Raw genomic sequence first — 25,250 nt, 5'->3', positions numbered from 1 at the left:
ATCTTCAGCTAGATCAACCGCCTCTGAAGAAAAGCAGCAAGCATCTTTTAAAAAATGGAGAAAGACGACAAAGAAAGCATCTCTTGCTCCAGATGAGCAAAATGTTCCATGATAAACTGGCGGAAGGAGCGCGAGGCCTCGGAGAGATAATGCTCCTCCTGCCAGGCAATGCCGAAGGTACGCAGACAGGTTGGATTGATCAATCGCAGCGCGACCAGACCCTGTTCCTCAATCTGTCTCTTCATCAATGCGGGGGCAAACGCTACGCCAAGATGAGCTTTGACAAATCCATAGAGTGCCGCAGGCTCATCTATCTCATACGCGACTTGAGGCGTAAAACCTGCCTCGTAACAAAACTTGTCGACCAGATCGCGCAGACCATTCCCAACTTTTTCAATCACCACAGCTTCCTGAGAGACCTCAAACAAAGGCACCTGATCCAGTTTGGCCAGCCGATGTCCTGTGGGAACAACCAGCAAAATTTCTTCTGTCAGTAAGGATCTCCATTGAATGCCCGGCTTGTTCAAAGGTATGGAGAGAAAACAGAAATCGCACTCTCCCGTTTCGAGTCGCCGTGGCATCTCGGCGAGTGCACTCTGGAAGAGGTGAAAGCGCACAGAAGGATGGAGGATCTGAAAGCGGTAGAGCAAGTCTGGGAGCCAGTAGATAGAGGCAGTCACCAGCGAAACTACTCCATGTTCAAGGCCAGCCATATCTCGTACGGTACGTTTTCCCTCCTCCAGAGAGTAAAACATGGTATCGATATGCTCAAGAAATGCTTTGCCAAACCGATTCAGTTGGATAGATCTTCCTTGACGATCAAACAGAGGAACGCCCAACTCGTTTTCCAGACGGCGAATCGTCTTACTAAGCGAAGGTTGAGCAATAGAAAGTTCCTCAGCCGCTTGCGTCATATGCTCAGTACGTGCCACCACGCGGAAATAATGTAATTGTAGAAGGTCCATGTGCTCTTTTCTTTCACTACTGATAGCTTTGAGTCTATGGATACATGCATCATTATGTCTTGTTTATCACACCCTCGTCAACATAAGATAAGAGAGTAACCTGGACGATGAGATACATTAAAAAATGAGATACAACACAGTTAAAAAGTAGAGGAGAAGTGGATATATGCATGCAATACAAGTTCATAGCTATGGTGATGCCAGCCAGCTTCGTCTTGAGGAGATTTCACAACCAGAACCCCAGGCAGGCGAAGTACTTGTACATGTCCATGCGGCCGGAGTTAATGGCCTCGATTGGAAAATCCGCTCAGGCATGATGCAGAGCTTTATGCCATTGACGTTCCCCTACGTGCCTGGTATTGAGTTGGCCGGCGTGGTTGAACGCGTTGGTCCTGGCGTGACGACGCTTCAAGCGGGTCAGGAGGTGTTTGGTCATAGCGCGGCGGGCGCCTACGCCGAGTATGGTGCCGTCCCCGCAAAAAATCTTGCCTTGAAACCTGCCAAACTCAGTTTTGACGCGGCGGCTGCGGTTCCGGTGGGAGCAAGTACAGCCTGGCAAGCGCTCTTCGATGCTGGTCATCTGCAAGCAGGACAACGTGTCTTAATCCTCGGGGGTGCAGGAGGTGTTGGAAGTTTTGCAATCCAGTTTGCGCATCAAAAAGGGGCCTCTGTGATCACAACCACCTCGACAAGCAACATAGAATTTGTGCGTGCGCTTGGTGCCGATACTGTCATTGACTATACCAAAACACGGGTAGAGGATGAGATCCATGACGTTGATCTGCTCTTCGACACGGTAGGCGGTCCAGCGACAGAAGGCGCCCTTGCCACCGTGAAACGCGGTGGGCGCGTCGTCACCATCGCAGCGCCGGCTAACGAAGCACAAACACAGGCAGCAGGCATTAGTGCCGAATTCTTAAATATGCAAGTCTCGTCGGATCTGCTGGCAATGTTTGCCCACTCGCTTAACGATGGTAAGCTCCAAACCTCTATTGCCGCCACTTTTCCACTGAGCGAAGCAGACAAAGCCCAGGAGTTTAGTCAGAATGGCCATGGTAGAGGCCGCATCATACTCCATATTGCCTAGCCTGTCAGAGACAACTTTTTTCGTTAAGCGCTTGCGCTCTTAAAAATCAGAAGGAGAAATCAGATGGCATCGGATTCAGTCCCAACCATACTAAAAGCAAGTCAGGGTGAAATGACGTATCTCTCAAAAACCTGGTATCAGGTGTGGAAAGCCACAGGAGAGACTACAGATGGAAGATTGGATGCATGGATTGAGGTGACTCCACCCGATATGGGACCACCTGAACATATACATGACCAATACGATGAGAATTTTTGGGTTGTGAAAGGCAGGTTCCTCTTCAAAGCTAATGGACACATCTCGGAAGTCTCTGAAGGTAGCTGGGTCTTCATCCCTCGTGGCCTGGCTCATACCTTCCGCAATATAGGGTCGGAAGACGGAGAACTGCTCATCGAGGCGTATCCCGGAGGAGGAATGAGTAAGTACTTCGCAGAGGTCAGCGCCGTAGCCATGCCGGGACCGCTCGATCCAAAAGCGCTCGAGCCCATCGATAAGCGCTATGGGATCGTGGTAGTTGGACCACCTCTGGAAGCAGATGCACACTAGATAGGTAAAAGTTACTTTTTTGCAATCAGATAGACTTTATAGAGAACAACGTTGCATCCGTAGCAAGCGAAGCGAGTGTCCTCGCTTCGCTCGACCTCTTGCATTCTGGGAGGCTGAAGGATACATTCCCTATTTCGTACCAGCATCATGGGTATTCAACTGGACCTGCCCATCAACGGCTGGCACAAAGCTGATACTGACACGTGTGCGATCTCCTCGATGAAAGGTGGTCGAGTATTCAAGCGGCTTGTCGTTGGGCAGATAGACAACGCTCTCAAGGAGTAACAGGGGACTGTGCAGCGCGATATCCAGAATTTTAGCCTCTTTTTGCTGGGCCGCGACGGCCTCGACGTTGCGTTCAGCACGTGCCACAGTCAATCCATAGTGGGTTTGTAGCCAGCGATAGAGCGAGACAGTCGTCAGGTCGTCATTCACCAGAGCAGGACAGAGCGCTTCCGGGATGTAGGTAGTGGAAACTAATACTTTTTCATTGTGGACCGAGCGTACACGCACCAGGATGTGCACAGGCGTCCCGGGTGAAATCTCTAAACAGGTCGCCACCGTTTCAGGAGCGGGGATAACTTGCTGTTGCAAGATTTCCGTCGTCAAAGGTTGTCCCTGATGCTCCATATCCTCATAGAAGCCAAAGGCACGCTGCACGAAGCGCTCATCGAGCTTGGGTCGTGCCACAAACGTCCCCTTCCCCTGGATGGTGTAGAGTTTGCCTTCATGCACGAGATCACTAATAGCTCTCCTCACCGTAATACGGCTCACACAGAACTCCCGGCATAACTCGGGCTCCGGTGGAATGGCCAATCCCGCCGTCCACGTGCCATTAGCGATCCTGGCCAGAATCGTTTCTTTGAGATGATAATATTTGGGAACAGGAAGACCATTTGAGCTGTTCGCCTGCATACTCGGAACCTGGTTGAGTGCCATATACAATCCTCTGAAAGTCGTTCTACCATTTCCTACCCTATGAATCAAACAGAAATGGTCACCGTCACGCGAAAGAATAGGTATGACGTTATAATGATATTCTAATTGAGATGGATTAACTAGTCAAGGGATTGACAAGCTTTCAAATACTGGTTATCATATCGTTATAACGACATAGTGACTTGGATTGCTACCTTAATCGAGCGTATCCATTAAGAGATTCTAACGTCCTGTTGTTCTTTCAAGCGTATATGTCCAGGAAGGAGATTTAGTGTGCAAAGACGCCTATCTTTACCAATCGTGCTCATCGGTTTCTTGACGTTGATGGTCATCCTCTCCGGGTGTGGATCGAGTGCTGCCACGACCAATCCCAGCAAACTCTCTCTGGCAAATGACAAGGCCACATGGGCTCCCTGGTTCAATTCTGTTGGTCAATACATGACCAGCAAATATCAGGCCGGCTTTCAATCCCAACCCTACTCTGACACACCGACCTACCAGGGGGTGATTCGTTCTGCTGCGATGACCTCAAAAGCTCCCCCGCTCTTTACCTGGTGGTCAGGGACGCAGATTCAAGACCTGGCGAAGGCTGGAGCCATCGCTGACCTCACCCCTCAAATGCAAGGGTGGATCAAAAATGATGGGGTGAATCCTAATGTTGCCAAGGCTTTTGAATATAATGGGCATTATTATGGCGCTCCCAGCTATCTCTCTTACTGGGTTATCTTCTACAACAAGCACGTCTTCAGCCAGTATAACCTGCAACCACCAACCAACTGGCAGCAGTTTATGCAATTAAATGATACCCTGAAAAAGCATGGGGTAACTCCACTTATGCAGTACTCACAAGACTCCTGGACTGGCTTTATCTGGTTTGAGAATCTACTGGTGAACACTGATCCACAACTCTATGAGGATTTGATGCAAGGGAAGGCTTCCTATACAGACGCACGTGTGGTCAAAGTGATGCAGCTATGGAAGTCAATGGAAGACAAAGGCTATTTCGGTACCCCCTCGAACATGGCGAATCCTCCCAAAGATTTTGTACAAGGGAAAGTCGCCATGGATCTGGTTGGTCAATGGTATGAGTCCAGCTTGATCGATGCCGGCATGAAAGCAGGGTCAGACTTTGGGGCTTTTATCATGCCAGCCATCACTCCTGGTATCAAGCCACAGCTTATCTTTGAGACCAGTCCGATCGTCGTGTCAGCCCATAATGCCAATAAGGATCAGGCGATTAAAGTTGTTGACACCTTTATGCGCCCTGACGTCCAGCAGAAATGGGTCGCCGCAACGAGCTTTGTCAGCGCGGATACTTCAGTGCCAGCCAACAACGACGTCAATCTTCAGATCAATAAGGACGTCACAACGACTGGTGTCACCCTCCACAACCGCTATTGGGAGGCTACACCATCCCAGATCGCGGTCCCGGCGGCGGCAGCGCTGATACAATTTGTCCTGCATCCAGACACCTATATGCAAGTGCTAAACAATTGTGAATCAATCGCAAAGCAATACTGGTCGACAAATAAGTAGATACGCTTGTATCTGAACAAGAGTTGTGTCGAGATATGGTAAAAGGAAGGCTCGCTCAGAAGATGGACCTTCTTCGCGAGTCAGACCGGACACACTTATAGGTCTCCATCGAACAGGACAGGGCAGCTATTTGTCTACATGAAAATAAAGTTGTTTTCAGCCAGCTAGATAAAGAGAGATATATGGCACAAGCTACAAAGCTACACACGGCAAACTATATCCAATCCTCCCACGATATACAGGTGCAAATCAAACGACGCACATGGATAAGACGAGGCATTTCTTTTACATTTATCCTGCCGGCCATCGTGCTGGTGGTAGGTATGTTCTGGTACTCCGTCATATTCACAATTATGATAAGTTTTACGGACTCAGAAGGTCTGGTTGCCCCTAATTTTATTGGCCTCACCAATTACGTCAATATGGTGCATGATCCGGTATTTGGTACCAGTGTCAGTAATACCCTCATCTGGGTTATCGGAATGGTTATATTACCCGTCGGTATAGGTCTGGCCGCAGCCATTATGTTACAAAATTTGCATGGACAGAGCATCTTCAAAAATGTTTTCTATCTGCCCTACGCGATTGGATTGACTTCAACTGGCGTGATATGGACCTTTTTACTATCCAATGACGGCCTCCCAACGCTCCTGGCAACGATTGGACTCAAACAGTTTGCACAGTATAATTTTCTCACCTCTGTGCCAATGAACACATTCGCCATGATCATCGTCGCCACCTGGCAAAGCATGGGCACGAATATGTTGCTCTTCCTGGTGGGCCTCAATGGCCTGGACAAAAACGCTCTGGAGGCCGCGCGCCTGGACGGCGCTGGAGGCTTCAGGCTGTTTCGCTATGTGACCTTTCCCTTGTTACAACCGGTAACAGCCGTGATTATCTCCATCACATTGGTGAATAGCTTACAATCGTTCAATCTTATCTGGGTCATGACACAGGGAGGACCCTATAACTCATCGTCGACGCTCGCCGTCTGGATGTATACGCAAGCATTTTCACTCTTCCGCGTAGGATATGGATCAGCGATTGCGGTCGTACTCATGATCATTGTGTTGCTGATTTCGGCATTTTATCTACGGAAAAGCGTGTAAAGGGGAAAAGTATGTCCAGTCTGATTAAGAGCACTCAACCACGACGACCCATCAAAATAAACTCACTTGTACTCTACGCCATAGCGATCATCCTGGCGCTCATCTGGCTATTACCACTCTGCGTCACGCTCATAACCGCCACGAAATCAACGCCCGATTTTATCAATAATGCTTTCTGGCAACTCCCACGCGAGTTCAATCTCTTTCAAAATATGGCTCAGGCGTGGGCCGGAGCAGGTTTAGGGCAAGGCTTTTTAAATAGTCTCATCTATGGCGTTGTAGGAGCGGTCCTGGCGATCTTCGTGGCAGGTCTGGCCAGCTATGGGTTGGTCGTGCTGAAAGTTCCTGGCTCGTTCCTCTGGTTTCTGGTCATTTATAGCGGAACGCTCTTCCCGTTCCAAATCTACATTGTACCCATCTATCAAATGTACAATGCACTCAATCTATACGACACGCAGATCGGCATGGTCATCTTTTATACGGCCATCAGTATCCCCTTCGCCACACTGGTGATGCGCGGATTTTTTAGCACGATTCCAGAGGAGATTGCGGCTGCCGCTCGCGTCGATGGTAGTACCGAGTTAGGAGTCTTCTTGCATATCTACTTGCCATTGTCATTCTCAGCACTGCTGGTCGTCTTCCTCCTGCAATTTACCTGGATATGGAATGATCTGCTCTTTGGCCTCGTATTAAGCAATTCCAACGACGTTCGCCCTGTCATGCCCAGCTTATCGAGTCTATCGGGCGTGTATGGAGGATCAAGTTTTACCATCGTCCTGGCCGGTGCGCTGGTGGCATCTGCTCCAACGCTACTTCTCTTCTTGGGACTGCAAAAATACTTCCTCGAAGGCTTAACGTTGTCCGTGAAGAAATAGCAGAACAATAGAAAGGGATATCATGACTCAGCCATTTACGATCTATGTGATGCAGTCAGCTCACACGGATATCGGTTATACGCATCCACAGGAACAGCTCGAAGACATGTATCTGGACTACTATGATCGTGTCCTCGATCTGTGCCGCGAGACAGAGCATGCGCCAGAAGAGCATCGTTTCAAGTGGACGTGTGAAACCTTCTGGCAGGTGCGTCATTATCTTTCGCATAGACCTGAACGCGAAGATGATTTTTTACACTATGTCCGCACAGGGCAGATTGAGATTACTGCCGTATATGCACACTTCACCGATCTGATCGATGCGGATGCCTATCGGAAAAGCGTCTCATTGGCGGTCGACTACTGCAAACAACACGATCTCCCTTTACGTACAGCCATGCACTGCGACATCAACGGCTGGCCCTGGGCCGTCGCCGATATCTTAGCCGAAAACCATATTCCAAACTTTGTCAGCCATCTCAATCTCGATATGGGAACCGATCCGTTGGGACGTCGCGGGAGCCTTAACTATGAGTTGTCGCTCCACTGGGAAAATTTGCTACGCCCCGATGCTCCATTCCGGATTCCTCAGGCGTTCCAGTGGCAGGGGCCACAGGGAGGAAGTGTTCTGCATTGGCTCAGTGATCAGTATCTGCTGGGAAATGTGCTGGCTCTATCAGGAACAAAGAGATTTCATGCAGATAAGACACGCTATTTCACTGAGGCCGACCGCGATAGTGTCGATGATCTCTATGTCCTGGCACAAGAACGCGTGACGCGCTATGTGGAACGTTTACGGGCCAATGGCTATGCCTTTAATGCACTGCTGATCAGTACTGGAGGGTTCTTGATTGATAACGCTCCTCCCGATACGCGTTGGTATCAACTGATTGAAAAATGGAATCAGAAACACGACGATATTCACCTGCGCACAGCCACTATCAGCGAATGGTTCAATGATCTCCCCACGCACAGCCATCAATCGTCATATCCCACCTACCAGGTAGCATGGCCGGATTCCTGGGCGCACGGTCTGGGTTCCAGTACAGCGCGTGTGGCTCAGGTAAGACGCTCGCAACGTCGTCGAGCCGATATCAGTGCCCTACTTTCACAGCATCACTCGCCGAGAGCTACCGCTTATTTTGCCAGGGCACTGGAACAGGAGCGCATGGCCTTAGAACATACCTTTGGGGCCTGGTCTACCACCGAGCGTCCAACAGCATGGGTCAACAGCTTTGAGCAAAGCGTCAAAGAGCTCTTTTTTCAGCGTTCCGAACTTTACCTGAACGAGACAGCCAGTACGGCGCTCCGCGCACATCCCAAATCAGATACCTCGAACTCTACCCTTTATGCAGGATCAGCAGTACGACCAGATGATATGTATCTCGTCCATTTCACATCCGAAGAACTGAATCTTGATCCGGCCCGGCAATCGCTCCAGACAAGCGATGGACAGCACTATGCATTTCAGTCTGAAAATGATGAGCTGGCTCAATTTATCTCGCACCTTCCGCTGACATCAGCAACGGTTGCAGCCTTCAAGCTGACAACAACCCCGCCGCCACAGCATTCGTCTGCGATAAGCGTCTCGCACAATGCGGGGCTCATTGAAGTGGGAACAGCCGCCTGGCAGATAAGCATCGATGCAAGCAATGGCAGCATACACAGTTTGTATGAGCGAGCAACCGCTAACGAGTGGGTCAATACACACCATGAGTATGGTTTTGGACAACTTGTCCATGAGCGCGTCGTGCATCCCTGGGGCTGGAAGGCGGTTGGCAACGAGCAACGTCTGATGGCACTCGATGTCGCCAATGAAGAGCTCAAGCAAAGCTATCCAGATGTACCCGTGTTTGAACGATCTTCAGCCCGCTTCAAGGCGGAGCCTGTGACAACCAGAGGTGCGCTCTTTGATGAATTGAAGTTCTCCAGCACAGACACAACTTTGGGAGCGACTCATCTCAGCTGGCGCTTTTATCATACGCTTCCCTGTATCGAGCTGGTAATTGATTGGGATAAGCCCTGGAGCGATCTACCTGAGGCCGCTTATGTGACCTTCCCTTTCAATCAACAACAGATGACGCTTGATCTGGAGACCGGCGGGGGATTTTTCCGGCCCGGTAGTCATCAAACAGGAGGGCAACTGCCTGGGACGTGTTCAAGCTACTATACGATTCAGCGGGCCGCTCGGATGACTGGACAAAATGGGGCACAGGCTTTCTGGCTGCCAATTGATGCTCCTCTCGTGATGACCAATGAGTTGAACTTCAATCGTTGGGAGACCGAGCCCTGGGAGTGGAATGGCTTCCTGGCTTCGATGCCGGTGAATCATTACTGGCACACGAATTTCCCGACCAGTCAACGCGGCCCCTTTCGTCTGCGCTATCGATTTGTCAGTCAGCAAGGATTTGCCAATGCGGAGCAGGCAATCGATGCGGTGATGCCGGTCGAGGCGCTGGGATGGCATTAGCGAGCAAGGGGAGAACACTGTGACTATACCAGGGGAGAGCAATCAAGACGCTGTCAGGCAACCATTATCTGAGCAGGCCGAGATCCTGGCTTTTGACGTTGGTGGAACACGCATCAAAGCGGGAATCGTACGCGGCGCGGCGGTATCAGAGCTGATGATAACGGCTCTGCCTGAACAGAAAGATGCCGCCAGCGTGATCCATACGCTAGTCCAGGCAGGGAAACGGCTCCAGGTCGATCACGCCTGCCAGGCAATCGGTGTCAGTATGAAAGGGATCATCGATCCTCGACAGGGCACGATCCTGGATGTAAATGAAGCATTATCTGCTCTCATCGGGATGCCTCTGGCTCAGGTATTGGCACAGGAGTTACACCTTCCGGTCTTCGTCGAAAATGATGCCCGCATGTATACGGTGGGCGAGATGCTCTGCGGGGCAGGTAGGCAGGTAGACAATCTGCTCTGCCTGACCCTGGGGACCGGGATTGGTTGTGGTGTAGCGCTACAGCGTCGTGTGCTGCGAGGCGCACGCGGGCTCTTCGGCACGATGGGCGGCCATATTACCGTTCAGGTGGATGGTCCAGTCTGTACCTGTGGCAATATCGGCTGCCTGGAGGCTTTTATCGGTACGGCTCCTTTGTTGAGGAAAGCGACAGAGCTGTATAAGATGCGTGCATTACCACAGCCAGCCGGGGAAGCATCATCGCTCCAACAGATATTTATGCGGGCGGCAAATGGCGATGAGGTGGCCAGAGAAGTCGTTGCCTACTTTACGCATTATCTCAGTGCGGGCCTTGTCTCATTAATCCATACCTACGATCCAGACATAGTCATCCTGGGTGGGGGCATTGCTGGCTCTTCCCCACAATTTCTGCCAGCGCTTCAGCAATATGTCGCTGAACGCACCTGGACATATCCCCGTGGCAGAGTGCTTGTGACAACGGCTGCACTGGGGGATACAGCTGCACTGGTAGGTGCGGCTGCGCTTGCTCGTGGCATATCTGTCTTACAATGAAAAGAGAACATATTCCAATGGAATCATCTACATATCGGACCCATCCCGTGCAAAATTTTTCCTGGCTTGAGCTAGAGACAGGCTATAAACTGCTGGCACAAACACTCTTTGAGGCCGTTAGCCAACAATCCGGTCCCAAAACGATTGTCATCGATGGTTTTATGGGCATCATCTGGCAGGACTTCATTGGCCAGCTGCGCGACGAGTTGAGCAGTTTCGCCCAAGAGATATGCTGGCTTTCAACTGAGGTATGTTTTCGTCCCGCCCAGGAGATACAACATATTCTGGCCACCTCGCTGACACAAGATCCAGTCTTCGGACGCATCTTTCACGGAGAACTGCAAGACATCTGGCAGCCAGAGCAATTTTCCCGGCTACAAACACGAGCAGCAGCTGAAGAGAAACCTCTCACCGTAATCTATGGCTTTGGAGCCTCACTTGTCACAGCCGAGGGCATCCATGTCTACATCGACATCCCCAAGGATCTCAGTCAACAGCTGGCCGGGCAAAAAAAGATTTGTAATCTGGGTGCTCAGGAGCCTGATGCCTTTGGCCTGATGTATAAGCGCTTTTATTTTGTGGATTGGCCTCTGCTGAACCGTATCAAGCGTACACAATTAGCCAGGATGGACTTTTTTATCGATGGCAGTCTTCCCCTCCTCCCCAAACTCGTACGTGGAGCTGACTTCCGACGCGTCCTGCATGAGATGGCGCAAAAGCCATTTCGTGTCAAGCCCTGGTTTGCGCCCGGTCCCTGGGGTGGGCAGTGGATGAAAGAACAGTTCGGCTTACCTGCTGAAGCTCCCAATTATGCCTGGTCGTTTGAACTGATCGCTCCGGAGAATGGCATCCTGCTGGGCAATACCGCAGAGTATTTTGAATGTGCCTTCGATTATCTTTTGTGGGCTGAAACAGATGCAGTACTTGGTATTCCGGTAGCCGCTCGCTATGGTAGCTATTTTCCTATTCGCTTCGACTACCTCGATACCATGGGAGGAACAAATCTTTCCTGCCAAGTACATCCACGCATAGACTATATCCGCAGCGAGTTTGGCGAGCCGCTCACACAGGATGAGACATACTATATTGTGGCCTGTGAAGAGGATGCTCGCGTCTTCCTGGGTCTGCGCGAGGATACAAGCGTGGAGGCGCTCAAAATTGATGCCGTAGCGGCACGCGATGAGCATATCCCATTTGAGATCACCGATCACGTGAATAGTTTTCCCAGTAAGCCACACGACCTCTTCCTCATCCCCAGTGGTACAGTCCATTGTAGTGGGGCCAATAATCTGGTGCTGGAGATTAGCGCCACACCCTATATCTTCACCTTCAAGATCTATGACTACCTCCGTACAGACCTGTCAGGGAATCGACGTCACGTTCACCTTGATCATGCCTTCGCCAACATCGACAGCACACGCACAACAGACTGGGTGCAACAGCATCTGATACCGCAGCCAGAGCTGATACGAGAAGGATCAGGCTGGGCCGAATATTGTATCGGCGACATTGAGCATCTCTTCTTCGCCATTCATCGGCTTGAATTTATCGACACCATTGAGGATCAAACATATGGCAAATTTGTCGCCCTCAATCTCGTCGAAGGAGATCGCTGCGAGATTATCACCTCAGATGGCTCACTGGTTGAGTTGAGATTCGCTGAAAGTATCATCATTCCAGCCAGTGTAGATAGCTATATCCTGCGCAACAAGGGCAGTATCAGTTGTAAAGTAGTCAAGGCCTTTGTAAAATGAGTCCAGAACAACTCAAACAGGCTGGCTGCTTTCTCGGATGATGAGACGACATGGAACTTCAATCCGTTCGGGCGGGCCAGTACGGGAGCCGTCGATGCGACCGAGCAGGAAGGTGATAGCCAGTTCGCCGATCTTGTTTTTGTCGGGCGAGATGGTCGTTAACGATGGGACGGAATATTGGCCATCCTCGATATCGTCGAAGCCAACGACAGAGATATCATCAGGGACACGGTAGCCGGCTTCGTGAATAGCTCGCATGACTCCCAGGGCAAGATGATCGTTAAAGCAGAAGACGGCATCGGGTGGTTCGTCCAGGGAGAGCAGTTGCCGCATGGCACTGGCTCCTAGCAGGCGGCTAAAGATAGGGATGCCTCGTACGATCAAATTTGGATCAAGTGACAAGCCAGACGCATTCAAGGCATCCATATAACCACGCAGGCGCAGGCGAGAAGTTTCGGTTTCGCGGGCATCGGTCTCCTGAACGCCGATAGCTGCGATGCGCCTTCTGCCTATGTCGATCAGATGCTGCGTGGCGAGTCGAGCGGTGGAGACGTTGTCATAGGTAACATGATCATATGGGACGTCGTAGATACGATCTCCCAGTAGCACGATGGGGATAGATTCTTTCCACGGCAGGAGGTCTTCTGGCTTCAGAGCAAAGGGACTCAAAATAACACCGTCGATGAGATGAGGGGTCAATCCCTGAATTACGTGCTTTTCGTTGGCACGAGTGCCCATAGTATGATCTATCAGAACTGTGTATGATTGCGCTGCCGCTGCCTCTATGATGGCCGTTCCAATATCTGAGAAGTAGACGTTGCTCAGATCAGGGATCGCGTATGCGATGATACCAGAACGTCCCTTGCGCAGATAACGCGCAGACAGGTTTGGTTGATAATTGAGCTCCTTCAGTACACGCTGGACACGCGTACGTATTTCGTCTGTCACATAGGGATAGTCATTGACCACATTGGAGACAGTTTTAACCGAAACACCCGCTTTCAGAGCCACATCCTTCAATGTCACAGCCAATCGTAGCACCATCTTTCTTCAACAACGATCATCATCTCTATTGTACCTTAGGAACAATCCAAAAGCACAACCTTACTGCCATGGGAAAATACCCTCTCATAAAGAATTTGTCCCTATGCATATCTATATGCAGCGTTCCCATGACCAGTGTCGAGCGAAGCGAGGACCTCTACATGGCATTGACAAATACAAATCGGATATGGTATGTAATTTACAACGTTGTAAACGGCAAGCAGAGTAGCTTTCTCTACAAAGAAGGAGAGGATATTTTTGTCAACGATTAAAATAGATAACGATCGTGTGGTGGGACCTGTCGATCGCAACATCTACGGAGGCTTTACCGAACATCTGGGACGCTGTATTTATGGAGGCATCTATGAGGAAAATTCGCCTCTGAGCGATGAGCATGGCTTCCGCAAGGATGTGATGGCAGCTGTACGGGATTTGCAGGTGCCGCTTTTACGCTGGCCCGGTGGAAACTTTGTCAGTGGCTATCGCTGGACCGATGGGATTGGACCAGTCGAGAAGCGTCCGCAACATACCGACCTGGCATGGCACTGGATTGAGTCCAATCGTTTTGGCACCGATGAGTTTATCGAGTATTGCCGCACGCTCAAGATTGAGCCATACTTCTGCGTCAATATGGGTACGGGCACGCTGGATGAGGCGCGAGCCTGGGTCGAGTACTGCAACGGAACAAATAATACTTACTGGGCTAATCTGAGGCGTCAGAATGGACACGAGGAGCCATACAATGTCAAATATTGGGGGCTCGGCAATGAGGTCTACGGTCCCTGGCAGATTGGACACCTCGATGCTGATGATTATGTTAAGAAGGCACGTGAGTTTGCGAAGATCATGAAGTGGACCGACCCCAGCATCAAGCTGGTAGGCTGCGGAGAGAATGGCTGGTCCGAGTGGGATAATACGGTCGTTCCGGGACTGGCTGCTTATATCGATTATTATAGCCTGCACGCCTATACTGGCAGCGCCGATTACTATAGCAATGTCCTGGCCCCTACCGCTCTGGTAGACTTCGGTCTCGAAAGCTGTCAGGCGATCATCGAGCGCGCCCGCTACAATCAACAGATCGAGCATCCCATCTACATAGCCTTCGACGAATGGAACGTCTGGTATCGTAAGCGCGAAGCCGATACGGCCCTCGAAGAGATCTATAATCTGGCGGATGCGCTCGCCGTAGCATCCTATCTCAACAGCTTCATTCGTCATAGCGACACCGTCAAGATCGCCAATCTGGCACAGCTCGTAAACGTCATCGCCCCCATCTTCACTAACAAAGAGGGTTTATTTCTCCAGACAATCTATCATCCGCTACGCCTCTTCGTGGAGCAGATGCAGGAGATCGCCCTCGACATCTTCGTTGAGTGCGAGTCGATCCCTTTCACCAGGGCGCAGGAGACTTCTCCCTTCGGCCCCAAATTTGGAGCACTCGGACCCTTTGCAGTCCTCGACGTCTCAGCTACTCGCGATACGGCGGGCAAAGTCCTGACCATCGCAGTCGTCAATCGTGATCGAGAAAAAGCCCAGACATCTACTATCACCTTCGCCGACACAGCCAGGATACAGAGCGCTAGAGCCTACGAAGTCAATGCCAACGATCCAAACACATCCAACTCATTTGAAAACCCTGATCAAGTCACCATCCAGGAACAGCAAGTCGATGTCAGCCAGCAGGATTTCGCATACACATTTCCAGCTCATTCGCTCACCCTGCTCCACCTGGAGTTAGCTTGATAGAATACGTCATCAAATGTCACCGATAAATAAACGATTTTGTATCTTTTGCATATAAATAGAGAGGGAAGACAGACTGATCAAGAACACATAAAGACATCATCATCGGCCAGCGGGGCAGAATAGCTTGAGATAACAGTTCATTGTAGCGCTGTATCGCACGGTTTGCGATATCATTTCAGGAGGAGATGTTATGATCTCTGAGCAACGCCCATCAATGGAACCCGAACATAACCGCATGAGACATTTCACACGCCGCGACTTCTTGCAACGGTCGCTGGCCCTGGGAGTTGGGAGTAGTGCCGCTCTGACTCTACTTAACGCCTGCGGAAATCCTCTGAACGCATCTGGCACGCCAGTCACCTACTGGAACCTCTTTACGGGTGGCGATGGTGTACGCATGGTCGGAATGGAGGATGGCTTTTCACAGAGCCAGCGTCAGATCAATCTGGAGTCGGTCACGCTCGCCTGGGGTGCTCCATACTATACGAAATTGGCGATGGCCGCAGCCGGCGGACGCGCTCCCGATGTGGCTATCTCCCACATGACACGCGTTCCTATCTATGCCGCCGAACACTTACTTGATCCATTCGATATCGATGAGCTCGCCACAGTAGGTATCACCGAAGATAAGTTTCTCGCTCCCATCTGGCAACGAGCCTTCTACAACGGAAAGCTGTATTGTATCCCCCTTGACACACATCCCTTCGTGCTCTACTACAACATCGATATCTGCAAAAAAGCCGGATTGCTAAACGACGATGACTCACTCAAGCCCCTGGACAGTCCCGACGCTCTCATCCATGCATTCACACGCGCCAAGCAAGTCACGGGAGGATTGGGATTGGCCGCCGAAGCCGGCGCAATTACGGCGTGGAGGGTCTTCTATACGCTCTATTCACAGTTGGGCGGCGAGGTGCTCTCGGCAGATGGCAAGCAGCTAGTCATCGATGAGGATAAGGGAGTTAAGGTCTTATCGTTTATGGCCGATCTGACGCTGAAAAGCAAGGTAGCTTCGCCGCAGGTCGATGCAGCAGGAGCAGTCGCGCTCTTTGGCAGCGGTCAGGCGGGCTTTCTATGGGATGGCGAATGGGAAGTTACCACGTTCCAGGCTGAGAAAAATCTGAAATTCAACATGGTTCCCTTTCCCAAATTATATGACACCTATCGGGTCCAGGCCGATTCACATTCCTTTGTACTGCCTCATCAACTCGCAGTCGATACAAAAAGCCGGGCGGCGGCCCTTGAATTTATCAGTTATATGCTCAAGACGAGTCAGGCCTGGGCGCTGGGCGGACACATTCCTGCTTATTTACCAGTCACCAACAGCAGCGCCTATCAGGACCTCAAACCTCAATCCAACTATGCCAGCGTGGCAGCCAACGTCGTCGTTGATCCGACCGCCTGGTTCAGCGGCTCCGGCTCCGAGTTGGAAAATCAGGCCGGGGCAGCCTTCCAGGGAGTCTTTACAGGGCAGTTGACACCCGCACAAGGTCTCAAGCAGTTTCAAGCCGCCATCCAAAAATTATTGGATATCCCTCCTTTCTTAAACTGAAGAGCTCATATCAGATTGATTGACAACGCTGTCAACGAAAGGAATAATTATGTCAGAGATGTCACTTAAGGAAGAGTTACATGCTTCCACTACAACACAGAGCCGGGTCCAGACGCACAAGCGCAACAACAGACGCTGGCGCAGAGATCTGGTCGGCTTCAGTTTTGTCCTCCCATTTCTGATCGTCTTTCTCATTTTCCTCGTCTGGCCCATCCTCTTTGGTCTGCGCATGAGCTTCTTCAATTGGACCATTGGTGGCAATGGATCGTCGCAGTTTCTCGGCTTCGCAAACTATCAAGAGCTCTTTGCGGATGCGGCCTTCTGGCAATCCCTGGGTGTGACGATTATCTTTACTGTCATCAGCACCCCGATCCTGGTGCTTGGAGCATTGGGACTGGCACTGCTGGTTAATCGGGCCATACCCGCACAAGGAGTCTTCCGTACCATCTTCTTTGCTCCCTTTATCCTGCCAGTCTCGGTCATCACACTGATCTGGAACTGGATCTATCAGCCAGGCTTCGGCCTGATCAACGGTACACTCGATCGACTGGGCCTACAAGAGGTTCCCTGGCTGACGCAGCCACAAGTTGCGATGATCGCCATTATTATCCTCACGGTCTGGTGGACTCTCGGCTTCAACTTTGTCCTCTACCTGGCTGGCATGCAGCAGATACCTACCGAGCTTTATGAAGCCGCCAGTATCGATGGCGCAAATACGGGCGCTCGCATCCGCTGGATCACTATTCCGCTGCTCAATCGCTTTACATCGCTCATCATCGTGCTCCAGGTCATCGCCTCGCTCCAACTATTCTCACAGACCTATCTGTTAACATCAGGAGGTCCAAACTACTCCACCCGACCAGTCATCGAATACATCTACGACGCGGGCTTTACCACCTTCCGGCTGGGCTATGGAGCTGCCATGTCGTATATCTTCTTTATCATTGTATTGCTGGTCTCATTGACTCAATTTGCGCTGTTCATGCGCCCGGGGAGGAATAATTGATGTCCGCACAAAGTATAGATGTAGCAACCGTTGCGTCCACCGAGCAGCAAAAACGTTCCAATCGCTTGCCGGGGCGGATTGCCTCCTGGGTAGCCTACATACTACTCGTGGCGCTCGCCATCATCTGGATCATTCCGATTGCCTGGGCCATCGACACATCGCTAAAGCCCGAGAGCGAGACCACCAACATTCCCATCTCCTGGCTTGCCTCGCACTTTACTCTGGACGCTTTTATTACCACACTGACGTCCAGTAGCCTGCTCCTCTGGCTCTGGAACAGCACACTGACCTCCGCGATCATCAGCCTGCTCACCGTCATTCTGGCGAGTCTGGCCGCCTTTGCCTTCTCGCGCATCAAATTTCGCGGCAGCAATCTGCTCTTCTGGATCTTCCTGGCAGGCATCATGGTACCGGGGCAGATCCTGATCGTGCCGCTCTTCACGGAGATGCAGACATTCCACCTGATCGACACCTATTGGGGGATCATCTTGCCGCAGATCGCCTCGCCGGTCGCGATGTTCATCTTCAAGCAGTACTTTGACGGCATCCCCCACGAACTCGAAGAGGCAGCGGTCCTGGATGGCGCAAACAGCTTGCGCGTCTACTGGCAAATCTGGATGCCTTTAGCCAGACCAGCCATCGCCACTGTCGCCGTCTTTACCTTTGTCACCTCGTGGAACAACTTCATCTGGCCATTCATCGTCATCTCAAGTAACGACCTCATGACCTTGCCAGTCGGATTGGCAACCGTACAAACATCCTTTGGTATTCACTACGCCCAGATCATGGCCACCGCTGTACTGGGAGGCATCCCAGCCTTAATCGTCTTCATTTTCTTCCAACGACAGATCGTTGCGGGCATCGCCGGAACCGGCATAAAAGGATAACGCACACGCAAAAAGAAGGTCACCGCTTGCTTTAAGCGTAAGCGGTGACCTTCTTATCTTCATCAATGAAAGAGATGCGCATTCGAGGCGAAGATAGGCTTACTTCACGAGCAGATCGAACTTAGCAACCGCCAGGCGTGGGATCAAGAGATGTGCGCAGAGAGACACACCAGTAGTCACTCCAGAAATTATAGCCTGGAACATTTGTAGTCGTATCATACGCATCTGTACCAGAACATTGGGTGCCGGTATAATAGTGCAGAGAAACATTGCCCACCCACCAATAACCACCATAATAATGCCATTGATTTGCAGGGATGGCTGTGCCGTTGGGGCCGATGAAGCAGACAGAGGAATAATTACCATTCTGGTCCGTGCCGTAAGCGGCCACCGATTCGTACAGGAGGCTGGAACCGATCCATAGGGCAAGCTGTTGGCCATTCGTTCCATTGGGATGAACGGCAGAGCAGATAGCCTGCGCACAATGCATAGACTGCGCTGATTGATGCATCAGAACATTACTATCTGGAGCTGCACTGGCGGCATGTGCACTGGTGATAGATGTGGTTGAGAAGATTCCCAGGAGAAGCGCGGCTAAAATCACCGCAGGGAAGAATCTTTTGCCGCTAAAACGATATGTCCCGATCATAGTCCATAGATTACTCATGCTTGTTCTTGAACCTTTCCGTGGTAAATCCACTGGTGTAAACATATTGAACATTTTGTCGCGGCCACCACTTTTCACGTTGGAATGAGGAGACGCGACCACTTCGATGTCCAAAGTATGCCGCAGAAGGTTCTTGAAAATAAGATCATCAACTAGTCATCTACTAGTCTTATTTTTTTCCAACATCCAGACGAGTAAGTTCCTGACGGATCGACTCTTCCACCCTGGTATTTCCTAGCTGGCTTAGAATGATAAGCGCTTCGTCCAAAAACTGATGAGCCATCTCTAGCTGTCCTTGCGCTTGTGCGAGGAAGCCTAATTCTCGCAATGTGATCGCCTCTTCATACCTGTTCTCCACGCGACGAAGCGTCACTAACGCCTCTCGCAGGAGTTGATCAGCTATCTCGGGTTGTCCCTGGATCTGTGCCAGTATGCCCGATTCTCGCAACGTGATCGCTTCTTCATACGCATCATCTAACTGCTGCAAGATAGTTAATGCCTGACGCAGAAATATCTGTGCCTGCTTTAGCTGACCCTGTTCACGCTTCAGAATACCGCGTTCGCGCAGTGTAAACGCTTCCTGCCGTTGATCATGGAGATGCTGGAAGATGAGCATAGCCTCGTCCAAATGCTGATGGGCACGCGCCAACTGGCCCTGTTTGCGCGCCAGGATACCCAATTCCAGCAGGGCAAGCCCAATAAAACGTTGCATATGAAGCTCTTTAAAAACGGTCAGCGCCTCATCAAGGAGTTGATGTGCTTCATCAAACGCTCCTTGATCCACGGCCAGGATGCCCAGATTAAATATGGTGAAAGCTTCACCGCGACGGTGTCCCAGATAGCGCTGCGTCGCCAGAGCTTCATCCAGGAACTGACGCGCCTGCTCGGCCTGTCCCTGCTGGCGTGCGAGGTTGCCCAGATTATTCAATATCACAGCAGCGCTACGCTGATCGCCGCTAGCACGACAGATCGTAAGCGACTCCTGATAAAGTTGATAAGCTCGTCCTGGCTGTCCCCGCTCTCGCGCCATAATCCCCAGGTTCTGTAAGGTAAAGGCGACACCTAGTTGATGTCCTAAGGCAGTGAACATTGCGAGAGCTTCTTCGTAAAACTGTTGAGCCAGCACAGGTTGTCCCTGATCCGCCGCAAGATTGCCTAAGCTCTTCAATGTCCCTGCCACCCCGCTCTGATCACCCAGTTGACGTAAGATATCCAGCGACTCCATTAAAAACCGATGCGCTTGCTGGAGTTCTCCTTGTTCCCAGGCCAGATTGCCCAATTCTAACAGCGTCTGAGCGATACTACTATCATCGCCATACTGATGAGCCAACTGCAATCCATGCTCGTAATGATCCTTCGCCTGCGCATAATTCCCTTGCAGTTGCGCTACTTTTCCTAGATAGCACCAGAGAAGCGCTTGACTTACACTATCATTGGACGCGATCGTTGCCTCCAGCGAGCGCTGGAGTTGCGTCTCAGTAACGCGATAGAGTCCACGCGTGATCAGTAAAGGAGCCAGCGTTCGTACCATCTGTATCAACTCAGGCCACATTGTACGCGTAAACGCCACATCCAAAGCAGCCAGGATATTACTACTCTCATAGTCCAGGATCGTATAGGTCACTCCCTGAGCTTGCAAACGAGCAGCAAAGTAGTATACCAGACGCTCAGCGACGGTCTCTTCGGAGAGATGAGCCTGTGCGTAATCGCGAATCGTTTGATGCAGCGTATAACGATTAGAGCCACTACTTTCCAGTAATCCTGCATCCACCAGAGCATCAAGCGACTCAATAGATCCAGCACTGACAGCCAGAGCAGCCTCCTCGGAGAAAGTATTCGGTTTAGGAGGAAAAACCGAGAGGGCTCTCAAGATAGCTTGCACATCTTTGCTGACTTGCTGATCGCTCATCCCAATTACCGCCTGAAGCGACAAAGGCATGGAGGATGATAAACCAGGACGATCACTGAGCAATCTCTGCGGCTCAGTCAAACGCAAGCGCTCGTCGGCGCTGCGTAAGCGCTCAAAGGCGGCGTGGATTCTGCGTTGCTGACCGCTATAAGACTGCGCACGCAAAAAATTGCCGAGCAAGGTCAAAGCTAATGGCAAGCCTCCAACAGCCGCAACAAGCTCCTGTGCCTCCTCCGGCTCAGCCTGGACCACATCAGCCGCCAGTCGCATCAGCAGCATGCGACCATCTGTATTATCCAACTCGCGCACCACAGTCGTGCCATTGAGAGCAAAGCGCTGCGCAAGTTCGGGAAAGCGCGTTGTTACAACATAGGCGCAATGAGGTCCACCAACCTGAAAGGCCAGAGCATCGGCGAGATCCCAGGCATCATCGATAACGAGCAGCATACGCCTCTGTCCAATGGCCGCACGCAGACTGGCAGCCCAGGCAGTTGGATGATTATATTGCGCCGGATCTGAAGGTACACAGTTGAGCATAGCTCCCCAGCGACTTAATAAGGCCAGTATGTCGGCTTGATAGCCCAGACCAGCCCAGAGGACACCATCATGAAAATGTGCCTGTACCTCTTGATCATGAGCCAGCACAGTAATCAAAGCAGTCTTGCCAACTCCAGGCAAGCCATACAGGGCCGCGAGAGCCACGTGCTTACCCGCGAGTAGCTGCTGCTTGATACCACGCAACAATTCATCACGTCCAACAAGATCGTGTTCGCCCAGGAAGGGAGGTGGAATGGCTGGATCAAGCAGTGGAGGCTGCGGAGATACGCCATGATCCAGTTGTAGCGCTTCCTGACTAGCAGAATCGTTACTGGCAGATTCATGTAACTCAAGCGGCACCAGGCCTAGCTCAGTAGCACTCAAACCAAAAAGCGTACAAAGTTTCTGGCGAAAGTGTGGGCTGGGCATAGTCGCGCCTCGCTCCCACCTGCTGACGGTAAAAGCATCAGTACCAATCTCACGTGCCACATATTCCTGCGACCAACCATGACTCGCACGTGCACGCTTGATTTGAAGATTGGGAACCAGTTTCGCAGGCTTCTTCATCATTTCGCCGTTCCATGAGCGTAACATTTCTTATTGATAGATCAGTTCATGCAGAGCTTTCCCAAACAGCATTATACAGCCGCAGCATCGCAAAATGCCAGTCCAACATAGACGGTATATGGCTACTTTCATACAAAATAGCACTGCACTAGCAAAATATCAATTGCTGCAATATATTCCACGCTTACACAGAGCAAAGGCACGAGAAAAACAAGCCAGGTGCAGCACATCATTTACAAATTCCTCCTACTACTATGCTATAATGGATCATCTAAATGTATTCTCAGGAGGAAACGGTTATGCAAGATCCACAATATCAAAAGCAGGACTCTCAGCCACCCTCGTCATCAGAGATTCCATCTGACGCGCCCTCTGTCCAGCCAGATCAACAGAGTCGCCCAACTGCAACACACAGACTAGAGATTATTGTCAATACCAATCGCAAGTATATTATCGTGCTTACAGCTCTTCTGACTGGTGTTTTGCTGTTATTAATTGGATTGATGGTTTCATTATTCAGTTTCACGTTCACCGATGACAATGCCTTTGATCCTGAAGAAATTCCCTTTATGGTAGTGGTATTTGTAGCTTTCCTGGCTCTAATCCTTTTCATGGGCAAAACGACCTGGAGCATGGCGTCTCTACTCTATCCTACAGCCATACCGATGCTGGTGATTAATAGCGAAGGGATTAGAGTATATAAAATGCCTCTGCATAGTAGCTTCTTCATCCCATGGAATGAGATCATTATGATCTCCTCATCTTCCTATGACCCTGTTTATCTCACTTATGGCTATCCCAAATATAGATACCTATGTATTTTTCCCAAAAACCCTGATCAGTTTCTTGCCCAATTTCACTTCCCGGAACGTCTCAATCGACGTCTCATGGCATCAACTCTCGGTACACCATTCTATTGCCCCCAGGTGTACATGCAACAATCCGTTGGGACAGTTATCACCCAAATATCCACTCGCTATCAATCTGAACTGAGCTCTTACGCAATCCAACTACGAGAGTAAAGTTGCCAGAGCAGGATGAGCAGAAATAATATAGGCCAAGTACAAGAGTATTTACACATTGCTCGCCAAAGTCATATCATACACGTAGATAGCTACCTCAAACACAGTGTTTAGAGAAAGGGCAGAGCATGACATCATCAACCCACTCACAGCCGACAGAGCATGTCCCGTACACGGCAGTTGCATTCGAAGACACGTTCTGGGCACCACGCATCCAGACGATGCGCGAACAAACCTTGCCCTTTATCTATGAGCAGATGCTGCGCGATGGACATTTGTCCGCCTCCGATGATAATTGGCAGCCCGGTAAGCCTCCACTGCCTTATCTCTTCTGGGAATCAGATATATCAAAGTGGATAGAAGCGGCCAGCTATAGCCTGGCAACACTTCCAGACGAGCAGTTGGCCGCACTCGTCGACAAGGCGATCGGCTTTCTCTTAGCGCAGCAACAGCCGGATGGCTATCTTAATGTCTGGTTCACCAAAGTCGAGCCCGATAAACGCTGGTCTAATCTGCGCGACTATCACGAGCTCTACTGCGCCGGACATCTGATCGAGGCCGCCGTGGCGCACTCTCAGGCTACGGGCAAGACTGAGTTCCTGCATGCAGCCTGTCGCTACGCAGATTACATCGCGCAGGTCTTTGGTCGAGACGAGGGGCAGCGACGCGGCTATTGTGGTCATGAGGAGATCGAGCTGGCACTGATAAAACTCTATCATGCGACCGGCAAGCGTAGCTATCTTGATCTCAGCGACTATTTTATCGAGGAGCGTGGCAGACAGCCTCACTATTTCGACAGCGAGGCACGCGCTCGGGGAGAAGATCCTGACGCCTTCTGGGCCGCATCCTACGAATACAACCAATCGCATATCCCCGTCCGCGAGCAGCAGGCGGTGGTTGGGCACGCCGTACGAGCGATGTACCTGGGCAGCGCCGTAGCCGATCTGGGACGCGAACTCCAGGATACCGAACTCAAGCAGACTGGCGAACGGCTCTGGCATCATCTCTACTCCAAGCAACTCTACATCACGGGCGGCCTGGGACCCTCGGCAAGTAACGAAGGCTTCACCACCGAGTATGACCTGCCCAATGAGTCAGCGTACGCAGAGACTTGCGCATCTATCGCACTCATCATGTACTCGCAGCGTCTCTTGCTTCTGGATACCCAACGCCGCTATGCAGATGCCATCGAGCGAGCCCTCTATAATGGTGTGCTGAGTAGCATCTCCTTCGACGGAAAAGCATTCTTCTACGTCAATCCATTAGAGAGCTCCGGAGAGCATCATCGCCAGCCCTGGTTCACCTGTGCCTGCTGTCCGCCCAATCTCGCCCGCCTGATGTTGTCGCTGGGACAATACGTCTACTCCATGAATGCAGATAACATCTTCGTCCATCTCTACGCACAGAGTACCAGCACCCTCAAAGTTGGTGACACGACCATCGTGCTGCACCAGAAAACAGACTATCCCTGGGATGGAACAATCCAGTTGACAATGCAGATGGATCAGCCTGCCACCTTCGGTCTCAACCTACGCATCCCTGGATGGTGTAACGAGGCCCATCTGACAGTTGCAGGCGAGGAGATAGCACTCACGATCGATCAGACAGGCTATGTACAGGTGACACGCACCTGGCAATCTGGCGACGAGGTCGTGCTCAGGTTGGAGATGCCCATTGAGCGGATCTATGCTCATCCCTCTATCGACGCCGATCGAGATTGCATCGCCCTCCAGCGTGGTCCTCTGGTCTACTGTCTGGAAGGGATAGATAATACCGTCCCTTTACAGCAGACTCATTTACCAGCAGATGCTCAGTTGAGCAGCGTCTTCAATCCAACACTGCTCAACGGTGTCGTCGTCATCCAGGGTGCAGCGCGGGTCCCCAGCACAGATGATTGGTCTGATGAACTCTATCGCAACACGCCGCCAAAGAGTAGAGACTATCAACTAACCGCCATCCCTTACTACGCCTGGGATCAGCGAGGCTCTTCGCAGATGCGGATCTGGATAAGGATTTAGTG

The 25,250-nt window shown here is 51.1% G+C and carries 19 protein-coding genes; 14 read left to right on the top strand and 5 right to left on the bottom strand.

Annotated features, from left to right (window positions below; genetic code table 11):
* Positions 1 to 47 precede the first annotated feature (47 nt).
* Entirely contained in the window at positions 48 to 965 is a 918-nt protein-coding gene (locus tag AC27N8_RS30070) for a LysR family transcriptional regulator (RefSeq protein ID WP_487072425.1), read from the bottom strand.
* A gap of 166 nt (positions 966 to 1,131) precedes the next feature.
* On the opposite strand from AC27N8_RS30070, the gene AC27N8_RS30065 reads away from it, so the two are divergent.
* Together AC27N8_RS30065 and AC27N8_RS30060 are read left to right on the top strand one after the other, a co-directional pair.
* Positions 1,132 to 2,052, top strand: coding sequence for an NADP-dependent oxidoreductase (locus AC27N8_RS30065; RefSeq protein ID WP_487072423.1), 921 nt, complete (start codon positions 1,132 to 1,134; stop codon positions 2,050 to 2,052).
* Positions 2,053 to 2,115: 63 nt separating this feature from the next.
* Positions 2,116 to 2,598 (top strand): cupin domain-containing protein, encoded by a 483-nt coding sequence (locus AC27N8_RS30060; protein WP_487072421.1) that lies wholly within the window; start codon positions 2,116 to 2,118, stop codon positions 2,596 to 2,598.
* Between the two features lie 129 nt (positions 2,599 to 2,727).
* On the opposite strand, the gene AC27N8_RS30055 is transcribed toward AC27N8_RS30060, so the two are convergent.
* On the bottom strand, positions 2,728 to 3,537 hold the full coding sequence (locus AC27N8_RS30055; protein WP_487072419.1) for a GntR family transcriptional regulator: 810 nt from the start codon (positions 3,535 to 3,537) through the stop codon (positions 2,728 to 2,730).
* A 273-nt stretch (positions 3,538 to 3,810) separates the two neighbouring features.
* On the opposite strand from AC27N8_RS30055, the gene AC27N8_RS30050 reads away from it, so the two are divergent.
* The 6 genes from AC27N8_RS30050 (at position 3,811) to AC27N8_RS30025 (ending at position 12,293) form a co-directional block, all read left to right on the top strand.
* The gene (locus AC27N8_RS30050; protein WP_487072417.1) at positions 3,811 to 5,073 is read left to right on the top strand and encodes an ABC transporter substrate-binding protein; all 1,263 of its coding nucleotides are present in this window, start codon (positions 3,811 to 3,813) and stop codon (positions 5,071 to 5,073) included.
* Positions 5,074 to 5,255: 182 nt separating this feature from the next.
* Entirely contained in the window at positions 5,256 to 6,182 is a 927-nt protein-coding gene (locus AC27N8_RS30045; protein WP_487072415.1) for a carbohydrate ABC transporter permease, read from the top strand.
* 11 nt (positions 6,183 to 6,193) lie between these two features.
* Positions 6,194 to 7,057 (top strand): carbohydrate ABC transporter permease, encoded by an 864-nt coding sequence (locus AC27N8_RS30040; RefSeq protein WP_487072413.1) that lies wholly within the window; start codon positions 6,194 to 6,196, stop codon positions 7,055 to 7,057.
* Between the two features lie 22 nt (positions 7,058 to 7,079).
* A complete protein-coding gene (locus tag AC27N8_RS30035) occupies positions 7,080 to 9,527 on the top strand; it encodes a glycoside hydrolase family 38 N-terminal domain-containing protein (protein WP_487072411.1) in 2,448 nt (815 codons plus the stop codon).
* A 19-nt stretch (positions 9,528 to 9,546) separates the two neighbouring features.
* Positions 9,547 to 10,539: an ROK family protein gene (locus tag AC27N8_RS30030; protein WP_487072409.1), complete on the top strand. Its 993-nt coding sequence runs from the start codon at positions 9,547 to 9,549 to the stop codon at positions 10,537 to 10,539.
* A gap of 17 nt (positions 10,540 to 10,556) precedes the next feature.
* A complete protein-coding gene (locus tag AC27N8_RS30025; protein WP_487072407.1) occupies positions 10,557 to 12,293 on the top strand; it encodes a class I mannose-6-phosphate isomerase in 1,737 nt (578 codons plus the stop codon).
* A 12-nt stretch (positions 12,294 to 12,305) separates the two neighbouring features.
* On the opposite strand, the gene AC27N8_RS30020 is transcribed toward AC27N8_RS30025, so the two are convergent.
* Positions 12,306 to 13,319, bottom strand: coding sequence for a LacI family DNA-binding transcriptional regulator (locus AC27N8_RS30020; protein WP_487074774.1), 1,014 nt, complete (start codon positions 13,317 to 13,319; stop codon positions 12,306 to 12,308).
* Positions 13,320 to 13,595: 276 nt separating this feature from the next.
* Between AC27N8_RS30020 and AC27N8_RS30015 the strand changes: the two genes are divergently transcribed.
* From AC27N8_RS30015 to AC27N8_RS30000, 4 genes are all read left to right on the top strand, one after another.
* Positions 13,596 to 15,080, top strand: a complete 1,485-nt coding sequence (locus tag AC27N8_RS30015; RefSeq protein WP_487072405.1) for an alpha-N-arabinofuranosidase — start codon at positions 13,596 to 13,598, stop codon at positions 15,078 to 15,080.
* Positions 15,081 to 15,273: 193 nt separating this feature from the next.
* Positions 15,274 to 16,635, top strand: a complete 1,362-nt coding sequence (locus tag AC27N8_RS30010) for an extracellular solute-binding protein (RefSeq protein ID WP_487072403.1) — start codon at positions 15,274 to 15,276, stop codon at positions 16,633 to 16,635.
* Between the two features lie 49 nt (positions 16,636 to 16,684).
* Positions 16,685 to 17,641, top strand: a complete 957-nt coding sequence (locus tag AC27N8_RS30005) for a carbohydrate ABC transporter permease (protein ID WP_487072401.1) — start codon at positions 16,685 to 16,687, stop codon at positions 17,639 to 17,641.
* A complete protein-coding gene (locus tag AC27N8_RS30000; RefSeq protein WP_487072399.1) occupies positions 17,641 to 18,528 on the top strand; it encodes a carbohydrate ABC transporter permease in 888 nt (295 codons plus the stop codon). Before AC27N8_RS30005 ends, AC27N8_RS30000 begins: the two co-directional genes overlap by 1 nt.
* 121 nt (positions 18,529 to 18,649) lie before the next feature.
* Here the strand turns inward: AC27N8_RS30000 and AC27N8_RS29995 are convergent, their stop codons facing one another.
* Both AC27N8_RS29995 and AC27N8_RS29990 read right to left on the bottom strand, forming a co-directional pair.
* Positions 18,650 to 19,195: a hypothetical protein gene (locus AC27N8_RS29995; protein ID WP_487072397.1), complete on the bottom strand. Its 546-nt coding sequence runs from the start codon at positions 19,193 to 19,195 to the stop codon at positions 18,650 to 18,652.
* 169 nt (positions 19,196 to 19,364) lie between these two features.
* Entirely contained in the window at positions 19,365 to 22,211 is a 2,847-nt protein-coding gene (locus AC27N8_RS29990; RefSeq protein ID WP_487072395.1) for a helix-turn-helix domain-containing protein, read from the bottom strand.
* A 296-nt stretch (positions 22,212 to 22,507) separates the two neighbouring features.
* Here AC27N8_RS29990 and AC27N8_RS29985 point away from each other — a divergent pair, with 296 nt between their 5' ends.
* Together AC27N8_RS29985 and AC27N8_RS29980 are read left to right on the top strand one after the other, a co-directional pair.
* Positions 22,508 to 23,230 carry an STM3941 family protein gene (locus AC27N8_RS29985; protein WP_487072393.1) on the top strand — a complete coding sequence of 241 codons (723 nt, stop codon included), beginning with the start codon at positions 22,508 to 22,510 and terminating at the stop codon, positions 23,228 to 23,230.
* Between the two features lie 128 nt (positions 23,231 to 23,358).
* Complete coding sequence (locus AC27N8_RS29980; protein ID WP_487072391.1) at positions 23,359 to 25,248, top strand: glycoside hydrolase family 127 protein; 1,890 nt, start codon at positions 23,359 to 23,361, stop codon at positions 25,246 to 25,248.
* Positions 25,249 to 25,250: the final 2 nt, after the last annotated feature.

The sequence above is a fragment of the Dictyobacter sp. Z7_2 genome (assembly GCF_057551105.1).
This window is presented reverse-complemented; position numbering and strand designations above follow the sequence as displayed.

Bases quoted from the DNA above. Each gene is read 5' to 3' on its own strand.
- AC27N8_RS30070 (WP_487072425.1), bottom strand. From the start codon at position 965: ATGGACCTTCTACAATTACATTATTTCCGCGTGGTGGCACGTACTGAG.
- AC27N8_RS30065 (WP_487072423.1), top strand. From the start codon at position 1,132: ATGCATGCAATACAAGTTCATAGCTATGGTGATGCCAGCCAGCTTCGT.
- AC27N8_RS30060 (WP_487072421.1), top strand. From the start codon at position 2,116: ATGGCATCGGATTCAGTCCCAACCATACTAAAAGCAAGTCAGGGTGAA.
- AC27N8_RS30055 (WP_487072419.1), bottom strand. From the start codon at position 3,537: ATGGCACTCAACCAGGTTCCGAGTATGCAGGCGAACAGCTCAAATGGT.
- AC27N8_RS30045 (WP_487072415.1), top strand. From the start codon at position 5,256: ATGGCACAAGCTACAAAGCTACACACGGCAAACTATATCCAATCCTCC.
- AC27N8_RS30040 (WP_487072413.1), top strand. From the start codon at position 6,194: ATGTCCAGTCTGATTAAGAGCACTCAACCACGACGACCCATCAAAATA.
- AC27N8_RS30035 (WP_487072411.1), top strand. From the start codon at position 7,080: ATGACTCAGCCATTTACGATCTATGTGATGCAGTCAGCTCACACGGAT.
- AC27N8_RS30025 (WP_487072407.1), top strand. From the start codon at position 10,557: ATGGAATCATCTACATATCGGACCCATCCCGTGCAAAATTTTTCCTGG.
- AC27N8_RS30010 (WP_487072403.1), top strand. From the start codon at position 15,274: ATGATCTCTGAGCAACGCCCATCAATGGAACCCGAACATAACCGCATG.
- AC27N8_RS30005 (WP_487072401.1), top strand. From the start codon at position 16,685: ATGTCAGAGATGTCACTTAAGGAAGAGTTACATGCTTCCACTACAACA.
- AC27N8_RS30000 (WP_487072399.1), top strand. From the start codon at position 17,641: ATGTCCGCACAAAGTATAGATGTAGCAACCGTTGCGTCCACCGAGCAG.
- AC27N8_RS29995 (WP_487072397.1), bottom strand. From the start codon at position 19,195: ATGAGTAATCTATGGACTATGATCGGGACATATCGTTTTAGCGGCAAA.
- AC27N8_RS29990 (WP_487072395.1), bottom strand. From the start codon at position 22,211: ATGATGAAGAAGCCTGCGAAACTGGTTCCCAATCTTCAAATCAAGCGT.
- AC27N8_RS29985 (WP_487072393.1), top strand. From the start codon at position 22,508: ATGCAAGATCCACAATATCAAAAGCAGGACTCTCAGCCACCCTCGTCA.
- AC27N8_RS29980 (WP_487072391.1), top strand. From the start codon at position 23,359: ATGACATCATCAACCCACTCACAGCCGACAGAGCATGTCCCGTACACG.